This is a genomic window from Streptomyces sp. NPDC001508 (genome assembly GCF_040298665.1).
Classification (GTDB): domain Bacteria; phylum Actinomycetota; class Actinomycetes; order Streptomycetales; family Streptomycetaceae; genus Streptomyces.
The window spans coordinates 18,730-32,039 of the sequence record NZ_JBEPAP010000054.1; the positions used below are offsets into that span (position 1 = coordinate 18,730).

A 13,310-nucleotide genomic window follows, 5' to 3' on the forward strand; every position below is an offset into this window, starting at 1 on the left:
GTCACGAATCGGGGCAGGTCGCAGGTCAAGGGACAGGGCCGCGAACTGGCCGGTAAGCGGCCGGAAACACCGGGGAACCCGGCCGAGAACAAGAGACGGGACACGGGGAGTGCCTTCAGGTGGCCACTGCGGAGCCGACACGCGCCGACGACGCCGATCCGGGCCCGGGATCCGGCCCGCGAATACGCCCGCCCGCAACCGACGTTGACGACCACGCCGACCACGCGGACGGCCGTACGGACGGCCGTGCGCCCCGCCGGGCCGGGCCGCTCGCGTTCGCCGAACCCCTGCGGCAGCGGCTGTTGCGGCATCCGGCCCTCTCCGTCACCGCGCTCGCCGGTGTGCTGCACATCATCTGGTTCTTCACGTTCGCCAACAGCGGCGGCGACCTCGCGGCCCAGGACGCGTGGGCCGAGTTCGTCGGCCGGCACCCCGACTCGGCGTACAACCTCGCCTGGTACGGCGGGATGCACCCGGTGTCGTACAGCGTGGTGTCGCCGTATCTGATGTCGGTCCTCGGTGTCCGTACGACCATGATGGCCGCCGGGACGGTGTCGGCGGGGCTGCTGACCATGGTCCTGATCCGCAGCCGGTCGGTGCGCAATCCACTGTGGGCGGCGCTGGCCGGGGTCTTCGCGCTGTTGTGCAACGCGCTGTCGGGCCGGGTGACGTTCGGTCTCGGCACGCTGTTCGCGCTGGGCGCGGTCGCGGCCGTCTTCTGCTGGCCCTACCGCTGGCGCCACAAGCGGTGGGCGAAGGCCGTGGTCGCGGCGCCGCTGGCCGCGCTGGCCACCATGGCGTCGCCGGTCGCGGGCCTGTTCGTGGGTCTGGTCGCGGTGGCGTTGTTCCTGCAGAAGCGCCGCCCGGGCGCCTGGGCGCTGGGCCTCGCGCCGTCCGCGGTCGTCGCCGTCGCGGCCTGGCTGTTCCCGTTCTCGGGCACCCAGCCGATGGGTTTCGGCTCGACGGTCATGCCGCTGCTGTACGGCCTGCTCTGTCTGTTCCTGGTGCCGAAGCAGTGGACGACGGTCCGGCTGACGGCCGCCGTGTACAGCCTCGCGGTGCTGCTGGTCTGGCTGGTCAGTTCGCAGATCGGGTCGAACATCTCCCGGCTGTCGATGCTGTTCGCGGGGGTGGTGCTGGTCGCGGCGCTGCCCTTCGCGGTGCCGCGGTCGCGCAAGTGGTATGCGATCGTGCTGTCGTTCCTGGGGTTCGCCGGATGGATCGGCTTCAAGTCGGTCGATGACATCGTGCACACGACGCCGGCGGCCTCCTGGGCGCGTGAGCTGGCCCCGCTGGTCAATGAGTTACAGCAGGTGGGCGCCGAGAAGGGGCGGGTCGAGGTGGTCCCGGCGCGTTCCCATCGGGAGGCGTCCGCGCTCGCCCCGTACGTCAATCTGGCGCGCGGCTGGAACCGGCAGGCCGACATGGAGCGCAACCCCCTCTTCTACGACGACACGCTCAACTCGGCGAACTACCACGAGTGGTTGCAGCGCTGGGCCGTGCACTTCGTGGTGCTGCCCAAGGACGAGCCGGACGGTGACGGCGGCGAGCGGGAGCGGGAGCTGGTCCAGCGCGGGCTGCCGTATCTGAAGCAGGTCTGGGGCGACGCCAACTGGCAGTTGTTCCGGGTGACGGACGCGGCGCCGCTCGCCGAGCCGAACGCGGTCGTCGACCGGGCGGAGCAGGGTGAGTTGACCATCGAGGTGCGCAAGGCGGGCCGGGTCCTGATCCGCATCCCGTACTCGCCGTGGCTGAGCATCGTGGACGCCGACGGCAAGAGCCTGAAGCCGCCGCAGGAGACGCAGGCCTCCAAACATCGCGCCCCCGGGGTGCCGAAGACGTACGAGAACGTCAACGGCTGTCTGATGGAGACGGCCGAGGACGCCAAGGGCGACAAGTGGACGATGCTGCTGGCCCCGCGGGCCGGGACGTACCGGCTGGCGGCGCCGTACCAGCTGCCGCGGGGCACGCCGTGCCCGGACGAGCTGAAGCAGTGACCGGCGCCGGTCAGGCGTCGGACGGTCCGCCGGCCCGCAGTTCGGCCACATAGCGGTCCGTGCCGGGGACCGTCGGGATGAACGGCGCCACCAGCTCCACCCGGCCGAGGCCCGACTCCCGTACCTGTTCGTCGAGTCCGGTGAAGTGCCGCTCCCAGCACTCCCGCGGGTCGCTCTCCAGGAACCAGAGCAGGGTGAGGCGGGTGCCGATGCCCTCGACCTGCTTCACATAGGTCATGCGGTCGCCGGGCAGCGGCGTCGGGCGGAACACGGTCACCAGAGCGGCCGGGGAGCCCGCCAGCCGCCTCGGCAGATGGCGGGCGCGCAGCCACTCGAGCAGTGCGGCCCGGCCACCGGCCGGCTCCGCGTCCACGACCTCCAGCACCAGGCCGGCATAGGGGTGGTCGAGGGCGTGGATGTCACGAGGGCCGGCGGCGCCGTCCCGGTAGACGGTCGCCTCGTGGTCCTGGAAGGCCGTCAAGACATGGGTGCGCTCCTGGTGGACGCGGGCGTCGCGGTTCAGGCGCCGGTTGATGGCGACCGTCCAGCGCATGTGGTCGTCGTAGCGGCCGTCGGTGATCCAGTACGTGGAGAGATAGCAGCCGGCGGTGACCGGCCGGGCCACGGCCGACTTCTCGGGGTAGCGCAGGAGTTGCAGCTCCCGGGTGGCCACCCAGCGGCGGCCCGCGTACATCCAGGGCATGGCCATCGCCCCGGCGTAGTAGTGGTCGTCCTCGTACCAGCGGTTGTACGCGTACTCGTGGCCGGGGTGCGGTTCGACCATGGTGATCAGGGCGTGCCCGGGGCGGACCCCGTAGGGGCCCACGGCGGCCAGTTCGGCGTACAGCTCGCTGCGGGTTTCCTCACTCATGCCGTTGCCCTCCGTCGTCCGTGCTCTTCCTGGCTCCTGCGCTCTTCCTAACTTCTGCGGACGCCCATACTCTGACGCCCCGTCAGATAAAGCGCCAGGGTCGGGACAGCCGGGAGGTCCGCCATGTCACTGCTCGCGGGCAAGACCGTCGTGGTGTCGGGGGTGGGAGCGGGGCTCGGCCACCGGGTCGCCGCGGCCGTCGTACGGGACGGGGGCAACGCGGTGCTCGGGGCGCGCACCGAGGCGAATCTCGCCAAGAGCGCGGCGGAGATCGATCCGGCGGGGGCGCACACGGCGTACCGGGCGGCCGACATCACCGACGAGGGGCAGTGCGCGGCGCTGGCGGGGCTGGCACGGGAGCGGTTCGGACGGATCGACGCCGTGGTGCACGTGGCCGCGTGGGACTCCTGCTTCGGCGGTCTTGAGGACGCGGACCTCGCGACCTGGCGGTCGGTGCTCGACGTGAACCTGCTGGGCACGCTGCGGATGACCCGGGCCTGCCTGCCCGCGCTGAAGGCGGGCGGCGGTTCGGTGGTGTTCGTCGGCACCCAGTCGGCGGTGGCGGCGCCCTCACAGGTGAAGCAGGCCGCGTACGCCGCTTCGAAGGGGGCGTTGACCAGCGCGATGTACTCGCTGGCGCGCGAGCTGGGGCCGTACCGGATCCGGGTGAACACCGTGCTGCCCGGCTGGATGTGGGGCCCGGCGGTGCGGGCGTATGTGCGGTTCACCGCGCAGGCCGAGCAGGTGCCGGAGGCGGAGGTGCTGGGCCGGCTGACGGACCGGATGGCGCTGCCCGAGCTGGCGACGGACGGGGACGTGGCGGACGCGGCGGTGTTCCTGGCCTCGGACCGGGCGCGTGCCATCACGGGACAGTCCCTGCTGGTCAACGCCGGAGAGCTGATGCGCTGAGCCCTTTCGCCGGCCCCGCGAAGATGTGAACCGCGGTCAGCAAAGGCGAACCTTTTTACCTGCCCTCGACCTTCCGTTGAGTGACGGTCAGGCCCTCGGATAGCGGACCAGCCAGCCCGGCGAGGACCCGGTGGGCCCGTGCAGCGCGGGCCCCTGGGTCATCTCCATCGCGAAGTCGTCGGCCAGTTCCAGGATCGTGGGGCGGCCCTCCAGCTCGGCGAGCCAGGCCGGCGGGAGGGCCGTTTCGCCGTGCAGGGCGCCGAGCAGCCCGCCGGTGAGCGCGCCCGCCGCGCCGGAGGGCCCCGCCTGGTTGACGGCCAGACACAGCCCGTGCCGTACGTCCTCGCCCACCAGCGCGCAGTACACGGCGGCGGCCAGCAGCCCGTCCGCCGTGCCGTCACCGGCCAGCTCCTCCACCCGCGCCGGGCTGGGCATGCCCTGCCGCACCGCGCCGAGCGCATGCTGGAGGGCGTCCGAGACCGGCTGATGGCCGGGCCGGGCGGCGAGCAGGGCGAGCGCCCGCTGGACCGCGCCGTCCAGGCTCTCGCCGCGGGCCAGCGCGTGCACGATCACCGCGTACGCGCCCGCCGCCAGATACGCCGTGGGGTGGCCGTGGGTCTGCGCCGCGCACTCCACGGCCAGCTGCACCACCAGTTGCGGCTCCCAGCCGACCAGCAGCCCGAACGGCGCCGATCTGGCCACCGCCTCCGGGCCCAGCTCGCCCGGGTTCTTGGGCTTCTCCAGCGTGCCCATGTGCGCGTCGCCGAAGCCCATCAGCAGCGCTCGCGACGGGTCCCGCCGGGTGTACAGCCACTCCTCCCGGGCCAGCCAGCCGTCCTCCTCACGGCGCTCGTCCGGGCCCCAGTCCCGCTGGGTGGCCGCCCAGCGCAGATACGCCCGGTGCAGATCGGTCGGCGGATGCCAGGCGCCGGTGTCGCGGCGGACCTGGGCGCGGATCAGGCCGTCCACGGTGAACAGGGTCAGCTGGGTGTGGTGGGTGACCGCGCCGCGCCTGCCGAAGCCGACGGCCAGGTCCACCAGGCCCTCGGCGCCGAACGCGGAGCGGATCTCCTCCAGCGTGAGCCCGTCCGCCGGACCGCCCAGCGCGTCGCCGACGGCCGCCCCGAGGAGCGTGCCCCGCACCCGGCTGCGGAAGTCCTGCTGTTCGGCACGGCCCCAGACCGCACCGGCTGTCGCACCCACCAAGACCTCCTCCGGGCAGTGTCCGTACGCACGACAGCACAGCACTGTATTCGACCGGGAACGGTCCGTTCATGAGGCGGATCAGTATGCGGGATGTGCCAGAAATGACGAAGAGCGACCGGTATCGGGTGTCGACGGGGTCTGTCAGCGGGGTCTGCCGACGCCGCCGCCGACATCAACTCGGGGTGCTGGGCGAGATGTTGGCCGGCCGCGGACTTCGACGGCGACGGACAGCCGGTGGCGTCCCGGCACGCCCGGCACGCCGTGTCGGTGTCGTGGTGCGGTTCGCCGGAGGCTTGTCAGTCGTCGGGAAGCCGCGGTGTTCCAGGCGGGTGATCGGCGGGGCGGTGGTGTCGGCCGGGGGCTGCCGGCACCACCGGCGGGATGGGGGCGTCAGTGAGTGTGGGGGGCGGGGTAGGGCTTGGGCAGGCGCATGCCGCGGTCGGCCATGATGTCCCGGACGTGGTTGGGGTAGTCGGTGATGATGCCGTCGATCCCCATGTCCATCAGCGCCTCGATGGTGGGGTTGTCGTCACAGGTCCACGGGATGACCTTCAGGCCGCGTGCGTGGGCGTCGTCGACCATCTTCTCGGTGACGTAGAACCTGAAGTCCGGGTCCGCGGCGGTCCCGTTCTGCGGCATGCCGTAGACGGGCGAGAGCGCCTTGACGCCCGGGACGGCGGCGGCCGCCCTGACGAAGTCGCCGTCGTAGTCGTCGGCGTCGATGCCACCGAGCCACGGGGACGCGCCGGGCTTGCCGACCTGGAGGAAGTCGTAGTTGGTCAGCGCCACCAGCGGGTAGGACGGCGCGAGCCTGTGCATCTCCTTCAGGGCGCCCCAGTCGAAGGACTGGATGGTGACCTGCCTCTCGATGCCCGAGCGGTGGATCTCCTCGTAGACGCGCCGTACGAACAGCCCGCGCGGCGCCGTCTGCTCGGGCGCGCCCGCCTCGACCTTGGTCTCGATGTTGAGCTTGACCTTCTTGGCCCGGTAGCTCTTGACCAGGTCGAGGACGTCCTTCAGCTCCACCATGCGGAAGCCCTTGATCTGCTCCTGCTCGGGGAAGCCGGGCAGTTGCTGGTAGCCGCAGTCCATCGTCTTGATCTGGGCCAGCGTCAGGTCCTTGATGTACTTGCCGACGTACGGGTACATCGGGTCGCCCGGTGTCACCGGACCGGTGTCCTTGCACTTCTGGGCGCTGATCTGCCGGTCGTGGTTGACCACGACCTTCTGGTCCTTGGTGATGTGCGTGTCCAGTTCCAGGGTGCTCACCCCGAGGCGCAGGGCCTTGCCGAAGCCCTCCAGGGACTCCTCGGTGGTCATGCCGATGCCGCCGCGGTGGGCCTGCAGATCGAAGTGGGTCTTCTGGGGAAGAACGTGCTGGGCACCCTGCTGAGCGGTGGCCGCCTGGGCGGTCGCCGGGACAGCGAGCGCGGGCACCACTGCCAGGGCGGCGATTGCATGCCGGAGGAGCATTCAGGCCTCGCTTGGGTCGGACCGACTGTGCCCCGTGAAGGTAGGTCGCGGGTAAAGCCGTCACCAAGCCTTGACGCATGAGGGCTTCGTGAACGCCTGGAGAACGACGGCGCACGCGGGCTGTGCGGCCCTCGCGGTCGCCATGTGCCGTCATGCTGCTGCTCGCGGACCGGCGCCTCCCGATCGCCGGCTGGCCCGGCGGCCCCGCCCGTGCGGCGTTACCGAACGTGACCGGTGAAGCCCCGCACACAGGGGCCGCCCACGCCGTCGCACCGCCGGCCTGGCGGGTGCCGGGCCTCAGTCCGCCGGGCGGGTACGCAAAACGGACGCGCGCTGCTCCCGAGCCCAGGAGTAGTCCGGCCTCAGCTCCAGCGCACGCTCCAGATCCACAAGCGCGTCCCCGTAGCGCCCCAAAGCGCACAGCGAGGCGCCGCGGCTGGCGTATGCCGATGCGTAGCCGGGGTCCAGGGTCAGCGCACGGTCGTAGTCGGCCAGTGCCTCCTCGTGGCGGCCGGCCACCCGCAGGGCGTCGCCGCGTTCGCAGCGGCCCCAGGGCCAGTCGGGCAACAGCGCGATGCCCCGGTCCAGGTCGGCGAGTTGGCGGGCGTGGTCGCCGAGGCGGCGCCAGACGCGGGCCCGGCGGCCGAGCGCCCAGGCGTAGTCCGGCTTGAGTTCGAGGGCGCGGTTCAGATCGGCGAGCGCCGCCTCCAGGTCGCCCCGGCGTTCGTGCGCGGCACCGCGGGAGGCCCAGGCGAACTCACTGGCGGAATCGAGCCGCAGGCCCTCGCTGAGGTCCCGGACCGCCGCGTCGTCATGCCCCAGGATGCGGTGGTACTCGCCGCGCAGACTGTGCGCCGCGGCGTGTTCCGGTTCCAGTTCCAGGGCCCGGTCCAGGTCGGTGATCGCCGCCTCGTGGTCGGCCAGGTCGCCGCGGACCCTGGCCCGGTCGAGGCGGACCCAGACCAGCCCGGGGTCCAGCTCGACCGCCCGGTCGAAGTCGGCCAGTGCCTCCGTGTGCGCCCCGCCACGCCACAGCTCCCGGCCCCGCACCCCGCGGACGAGCGCCTGCGACGGGTCGTCGAGGCCGGCCCGGCCCAGCAGCAGGGTCAGCGCGCCCGCGGTCCCGCCGGCCGCGAGGGCCCCCGTCAGCTCGCTCCCCCAGCGGGCGGCCCGTGCCGCGTCGGCGTCCTGTCCGGCGTCCAGCAGGGCCCGCGCCCACCGCCGCGCGGCGACCTCGCCCACGTCACAGGCGCGGGCGAAGTCACGCAGCGCGAGGGGCAGCGCGTCGCGCTCCGCCGAGCAGAGCAGATGGTAGGACTCCGCCAGCCGCAGTTCCCGCCAGCGTTCGTCGCTCCACATCTCGTCGGCCCGCAGCCCCGACTCGGCCTCCGCCCGCCACGCGCCGAAGGTCTCGGCGAGCCGCCGCTGCCGCTCCGTCCAGCCCCGCGGCGACCGCTTGCGCAGCAGCCGCAGCATCGGCGCCCGTACGACGTCGTGGTACTGCGTCCGCTCCCCGCGCTCGTCCACGAACGGCAGCCCCGTCAACCCCGTGTACAGCGCGTCCAGTTGGTCGTCGGCGCACTCCACTACCGTCCGGAACACATCGGTGTCCAGCCACCGCGGCAGCGCGCAGGCCAGCGCGACGCCCCGCCGCACGGGATCCCGCTCCCATTTCAGGAACCGCTCCACGGCGGTGGCGCTGGGGTCGCCCACGTCCTCCGGGTCGGCGGGACGCGTCTCGGCGAGGGTCGAGACGAGCACCGGCAGCCCGCCGGTGAGCCGCAGCACCTCCGCGACGACCGGCTCGGCCACGACGCCCCGGTCGGCGAGCAGTCCCCGCGCCTCGGCGTCCGTGAACGGCGTCAGCGGCAGGTCGGACATGAAGTCGGCGAAGGCGCCCCAGCGGGCGGTGTCGAACGCCCGCTGTCCCGCGGTCACCACGACGACCTCGGCGGGCAGGGCGCCGTAGCGGTCGGTGGTCATCACGTCGTGCAGCCAGCCGTCGAGGAACGGGCCGGTGCGTTCGTACGTGTCGAAGAACAGGACGGCCCACGGCGCCGCGGTGAGCGCGTCGGCGAGTTCGGTCAGGAACACCGGTGTCAGGACGCGTTCGGGGGACAGCACGATCTGCACGTCCTCGTGGTTGCGGAACCGCGCGCTCAGGCCCGCCCGCAGCCGGTCGGCGCCCTGGGCCAGCCGTTCGGCGTCCAGCGCGCCCGCGAAGGCTCCGACGCCGGGAACCATGCCGAGGCCCACCAGTCCGGCCCGGGCCAGCGCCAGGCTTCCCGCCGACGCGGCCTCCGGGTCCAGCGCGGCCACCGCCGCCTCCGCCTCGTGCCGGCGCTCCCGGTGCGCGGCCAGCAGCCGGTCCAGTTCCTTGAACCGGTGGCCCTGACCGGCGAATCGGCGGCTGATGGCGGCCAGCGCCTCCGGCACGCTCCCGGCGGCCTCGTCCACATACGCGGTCAGCGCCCCGCGTTCCTTGGCGATCTGCTCCAACTCCCGTACCAGGAAGGTCTTCCCGACCCCCGCGTCGCCATGGACGTGGAACAGGAACCGGTGCCGCTCGTCGTCGGGCGGCAGGCCGAAGTTCGCCCGGAACGCGGCCCGTTCGGCGCCGCGTCCGATGAACCCGGACCGCCTGCGGCGCCCGATCAGCTCCTGCATCGACAGCCGCGGCTGCGCCATGCGTACGTCCCCTCGTCTCCCCGGAACGGCCCGGCTCCATTGTGGCTCAATGCGTACGGGACGCACCGGAGTCGGCAGGGTAGGAACCCGGTCATGGTCACCACCTCCACCACCCGCACCGCCGACGCCGGTGCCGCCGCCGTATCCCGTGGGCCCGCCCTGGCCGCGGGAGTGCTCACCGCGACCGTCGCCCTCTATATGACGCTCGTCGCCGTCGGGAACCTCACGGACTTCGGCACCAACCAGCAGTTCGTGCGGCATGTTCTGGCCATGGACACGACGTTCAGGGACGAGGACCTGATGGGCCGGGCCGTCACGAGCACCGCCCTCCAGGACGCCGCCTACGTCGCGATCATCGTCTGGGAGTGGGTCGCGGCCCTCGTCCTCGTCGCCGGGACGTGGCTGTGGGCACGCCGCGACCACGGGCGGGCCCGGCGGGTGTCTACGTACGGGCTGCTGATGGTGATGCTGCTCTTCGGCGCCGGGTTCATCGCGATCGGCGGCGAGTGGTTCGCGATGTGGCAGTCGAAGACATGGAACGGACTGGAGGCGGCGACCCGGGCGTTCCTGCTCAGCGGTGTCGTCCTGCTGATCGTCCAGTTGCCGCAGCGGTCGTCGGCTAACTGACCACCGTCACCCGGGTGTCCGGCTCCGTGCCGAACGTCCACAGGGCCGCGCCGTCCGCCTTGGGCATCCGGATGCCGCTGGTCTGCTGGCCCGCGGCGGGCGCCGGGGACGAGCCGTCGACCGCGTTGGAGAAGGCGATCGACAGGCCCGACTTGCCGGCGAAGTAGAGGACGTGCTCGATCGGTACGCCGTCGGAACCGGTCGTGGCCGGGCGGGTGTTGGAGATCGTGTAGGTGCCGGGGTCGGGGTCGACCGTCCCCGGCCACACGGTGAACGTCCTGGTCGCCTTCTCCGACGCGTCGACCAGCCACACCCGCTTCTGGCCGAGCGAGTAGACGATACGGCGGCCGGTACCGGAGCCGTCCGGCACCGCCGGGTCCGCCGTCCGGGTCGGCTTTGGTGCCGGGTGCGCGCTCGCGGACGCCGATGCGCTGGGCCGGGCCGCCGCGGCCGTCGGGTGCGGCCCCTTGTCGGCCTGGACGGCGAGGACGACGACGGCCACGGTCCCCCCCACCGTCAGACCGGTGACCCAGGCCCACGAGGGCAGTCGGGCTGGCACGGGTACGTATCTCCTCCGCTACGGGTCCCCGTCGAACGGGGGTCGGATCATCGTACTGTGGCCGTGCCGTCCGGCGGCCTCCCGAGGGTGTCAGTCCAGCACCGGCAGCAGCTCGGGCAGATGTCCGTCCGAGGCCGCCGCCGCCCGCTGCCGCTCCTCGGGCACCTCCCCGTACAGCGTCGTACGGGGCCGGGCCGGCCGGCCCGCCGCCTCGGCCACCGCGACCAGGTCGCGCACCGACTTGTAGGAGCCGTACGAGGAGCCCGCCATACGGGAGATCGTCTCCTCCATGAGCGTGCCGCCCAGGTCGTTCGCGCCGGAGCGCAGCATCTCCGCCGCGCCCTCGGTGCCCAGCTTCACCCAGCTGGTCTGGATGTTCGGGATGTACGGGTGCAGCAGCAGCCGGGCCATCGCGGTCACCGCCCGGTTGTCCCGCAGTGTCGGGCCCGGCCGGGCGATGCCCGCCAGATACACCGGCGCGTTGGTGTGGATGAACGGCAGCGTCACGAACTCCGTGAAGCCGCCCGTCTCCCGCTGGATACGGGCGAGCGTACGCAGATGGCCGAGCCAGTGGCGGGGCTGGTCCACATGGCCGTACATCATCGTCGAACTCGACCGGATGCCCAGCTCGTGCGCGGTCGTGATCACCTCTATCCAGGTCGCCGTGGGCAGCTTGCCCTTGGTGAGCACCCAGCGCACCTCGTCGTCCAGGATCTCCGCCGCCGTACCCGGGACGGAGTCGAGCCCGGCCTCCTTCGCCGCGGTCAGCCACTCGTGGATCGACAGGCCGGTGCGGGTGGCGCCGTTGACCACCTCCATCGGCGAGAAGGCGTGCACATGCATCCCCGGGACGCGTTCCTTGACCGCCCTCGCGATGTCGAAGTACGCCGTACCGGGCAGGTCCGGGTGGATGCCGCCCTGCATGCACACCTCCACCGCGCCGACGTCCCATGCCTGCTGGGCGCGGTCCGCGACCTGCTCCAGGGAGAGCGTGTAGGCGTCGGCGTCCGTGCGGCGCTGGGCGAACGCGCAGAAGCGGCAGCCGGTGTAGCAGACATTGGTGAAGTTGATGTTGCGGGTGACGATGTAGGTGACATCGTCGCCGACCGCCGCCCGGCGCACCTCGTCGGCGATCCGGGTGAGCACGTCCAGTGCCTCGCCGTCGGCGTGCAGCAGGGCCAGCGCCTCCGCGTCGGTCAGCCGGGTCGGGTCGTCGGCCGCGGTCGCCAGGGCCGCGCGCACATCCGTGTCGATCCGCTCCGGTGCCATCCCGGGGGCCGCCGCCTCGCGCAGGGCGGACCAGTCGCCGTACACCTCGTCGAAGTCGTCGCGCCGGTCCGCGGTGCGGCCCTCGGTGTCGATGGTGCGATGCAGATCGGTACGGCCGGTGGCGGCGAACGCCTCCTCCGGCTCCTGCCAGGGCAGCCCCGCCGGACGGACATCCGGACGCGCCAGGCCTGTCTCCGGGTCGGCCAGCGCGGCCACGTGCGGACGCAGCCGCGGGTCCAGCCAGGGCTCGCCGCGCCGGACGAACTCCGGGTAGACACACAGGCGTTCGCGCAGTTCGAAGCCGGCCGCCGCGGACTTCGCGGCCAGCTCCTCGATCTGCGGCCAGGGGCGTTCCGGGTTGACGTGGTCGATGGTGAGCGGGGAGACGCCGCCCCAGTCGTCGATGCCCGCGCCGATCAGCCGCTCGTACTCGGCGTCGACCAGGTTCGGCGGGGCCTGGAGGCAGGCGCTCGGACCCATGATGTGCCGGGCCACCGCCACGGCGGCGACCAGCTCGTCCAGTTCCGCGTCCGGCATGCCGCGCATCGCCGTGTCCGGCTTGGCGCGGAAGTTCTGGATGATCAGCTCCTGGATGCCGTGATAGGCGCGTGCCACCTTGCGCAGCGCGAAAAGGGACTCCGCGCGCTCCTCATAGGTCTCGCCGATACCGATCAGCAGGCCGGAGGTGAACGGGACGGAGGAGCGGCCCGCGTCCTCCAGGACCCGCAGTCGTACGGCCGGTTCCTTGTCCGGGGAGCCGTGGTGCGGGCCGCCCGGCTCCGACCACAGTCGGGTCGCGGTGGTCTCCAGCATCATGCCCATGGAGGGGGCGACCGGCTTGAGGCGCTGGAAGTCCGTCCAGGTCATGACGCCCGGGTTGAGGTGCGGGAGCAGACCCGTCTCCTCCAGGATGCGGATGGAGACGGCCCGGACGTAGGCGATGGTGTCGTCGTAGCCGTGCGCGTCGAGCCATTCACGCGCCTCGGGCCAGCGGTCCTCGGGCTTGTCACCGAGGGTGATCAGGGCTTCCTTGCAGCCGAGCGCCGCGCCCTTGCGGGCGATGTCCAGGACCTCGTCCGGGGACATGAACATGCCGTGCCCGGCGCGGCGCAGCTTGCCGGGGACGGTGACGAAGGTGCAGTAGTGGCACTTGTCCCGGCACAGCCGGGTCAGGGGGACGAAGACGCTCTTCGAGTAGGTGATGACGCCGGGCCTGCCCGCCGCTTCCAGGCCCGCGTCCCGCACCCGGGCGGCGGACGCGGCGAGGTCGTCAAGGGCCTCGCCGCGCGCCTGGAGCAGCACCGCCGCCTCGGAGACGTCGAGGGCGACGCCGTCCCTGGCCCGTTTGAGGGCGCGACGCATGGAGTTCTCGGTCGGGCCGGTCCCGGGGGTCGCGGAAGTCGTCATTCCTTGAGCATACGTTCGGGCTCCGCCGGTTCAGCGGGGTCGGGGGGCGGCTCGGGGGGCGGTGCCGTTGCCGGGCGCGGGGCCGTCGCGGCTGGTCGCGCAGTTCCCCGCGGCCACAGTCGGTCCAGCCGGGGCGGGAGACAGCTCGGCAGGCGCGGGACCATTGCCGAGTGCGGGGCCGTCGCGGCCGCTCGCGCAGTTCCCCGCGCCCCTTCGGTCGGCCGCGGCCACAGTCAGTTCAGCCGGGGCGGGAGACGGCTCGGGACGTGCGGGACCATTGCCGGGCGCGGGACCGTCGCGGCCG

At 72.5% G+C, this 13,310-nt stretch carries 9 protein-coding genes; 3 read left to right on the plus strand and 6 right to left on the minus strand.

The genetic code is table 11. The annotated features are described in order from the left end of the window. Positions 1 to 119 precede the first annotated feature (119 nt). The gene (locus ABT245_RS34345) at positions 120 to 1,997 is read left to right on the plus strand and encodes a DUF8823 domain-containing protein (protein WP_351741467.1); all 1,878 of its coding nucleotides are present in this window, start codon (positions 120 to 122) and stop codon (positions 1,995 to 1,997) included. Positions 1,998 to 2,007: 10 nt separating this feature from the next. On the opposite strand, the gene ABT245_RS34350 is transcribed toward ABT245_RS34345, so the two are convergent. Beyond that, a complete protein-coding gene (locus ABT245_RS34350) occupies positions 2,008 to 2,868 on the minus strand; it encodes a hypothetical protein (protein WP_351741470.1) in 861 nt (286 codons plus the stop codon). 123 nt (positions 2,869 to 2,991) lie between these two features. Here ABT245_RS34350 and ABT245_RS34355 point away from each other — a divergent pair, with 123 nt between their 5' ends. After that, positions 2,992 to 3,777: an SDR family oxidoreductase gene (locus ABT245_RS34355; protein ID WP_351741473.1), complete on the plus strand. Its 786-nt coding sequence runs from the start codon at positions 2,992 to 2,994 to the stop codon at positions 3,775 to 3,777. A gap of 87 nt (positions 3,778 to 3,864) precedes the next feature. On the opposite strand, the gene ABT245_RS34360 is transcribed toward ABT245_RS34355, so the two are convergent. The 3 genes from ABT245_RS34360 to ABT245_RS34370 form a co-directional block, all read right to left on the minus strand. After that, on the minus strand, positions 3,865 to 4,980 hold the full coding sequence (locus ABT245_RS34360; RefSeq protein WP_351741475.1) for an ADP-ribosylglycohydrolase family protein: 1,116 nt from the start codon (positions 4,978 to 4,980) through the stop codon (positions 3,865 to 3,867). Positions 4,981 to 5,373: 393 nt separating this feature from the next. Beyond that, a complete protein-coding gene (locus ABT245_RS34365) occupies positions 5,374 to 6,456 on the minus strand; it encodes a glycerophosphodiester phosphodiesterase family protein (RefSeq protein ID WP_351741479.1) in 1,083 nt (360 codons plus the stop codon). Positions 6,457 to 6,753: 297 nt separating this feature from the next. Beyond that, positions 6,754 to 9,144 carry a tetratricopeptide repeat protein gene (locus tag ABT245_RS34370; protein ID WP_351741482.1) on the minus strand — a complete coding sequence of 797 codons (2,391 nt, stop codon included), beginning with the start codon at positions 9,142 to 9,144 and terminating at the stop codon, positions 6,754 to 6,756. A 93-nt stretch (positions 9,145 to 9,237) separates the two neighbouring features. Between ABT245_RS34370 and ABT245_RS34375 the strand changes: the two genes are divergently transcribed. Next, the gene (locus ABT245_RS34375) at positions 9,238 to 9,771 is read left to right on the plus strand and encodes a DUF2165 domain-containing protein (protein ID WP_351741484.1); all 534 of its coding nucleotides are present in this window, start codon (positions 9,238 to 9,240) and stop codon (positions 9,769 to 9,771) included. On the opposite strand, the gene ABT245_RS34380 is transcribed toward ABT245_RS34375, so the two are convergent. Further along, positions 9,764 to 10,330, minus strand: coding sequence for a hypothetical protein (locus ABT245_RS34380; protein ID WP_351741486.1), 567 nt, complete (start codon positions 10,328 to 10,330; stop codon positions 9,764 to 9,766). The two genes, ABT245_RS34375 and ABT245_RS34380, sit on opposite strands and share 8 nt — an antisense overlap. Before the next feature lie 90 nt (positions 10,331 to 10,420). Then, entirely contained in the window at positions 10,421 to 13,006 is a 2,586-nt protein-coding gene (locus tag ABT245_RS34385) for a bifunctional FO biosynthesis protein CofGH (protein ID WP_351741489.1), read from the minus strand. Positions 13,007 to 13,310 lie beyond the last annotated feature (304 nt).

Excerpts from the sequence above, each read along its gene's own strand:
- ABT245_RS34350 (WP_351741470.1), bottom strand. The coding sequence starts at position 2,868 with ATGAGTGAGGAAACCCGCAGCGAGCTGTACGCCGAACTGGCCGCCGTG.
- ABT245_RS34355 (WP_351741473.1), top strand. The coding sequence starts at position 2,992 with ATGTCACTGCTCGCGGGCAAGACCGTCGTGGTGTCGGGGGTGGGAGCG.
- ABT245_RS34365 (WP_351741479.1), bottom strand. The coding sequence starts at position 6,456 with ATGCTCCTCCGGCATGCAATCGCCGCCCTGGCAGTGGTGCCCGCGCTC.
- ABT245_RS34370 (WP_351741482.1), bottom strand. The coding sequence starts at position 9,144 with ATGGCGCAGCCGCGGCTGTCGATGCAGGAGCTGATCGGGCGCCGCAGG.
- ABT245_RS34375 (WP_351741484.1), top strand. The coding sequence starts at position 9,238 with ATGGTCACCACCTCCACCACCCGCACCGCCGACGCCGGTGCCGCCGCC.
- ABT245_RS34385 (WP_351741489.1), bottom strand. The coding sequence starts at position 13,006 with ATGACGACTTCCGCGACCCCCGGGACCGGCCCGACCGAGAACTCCATG.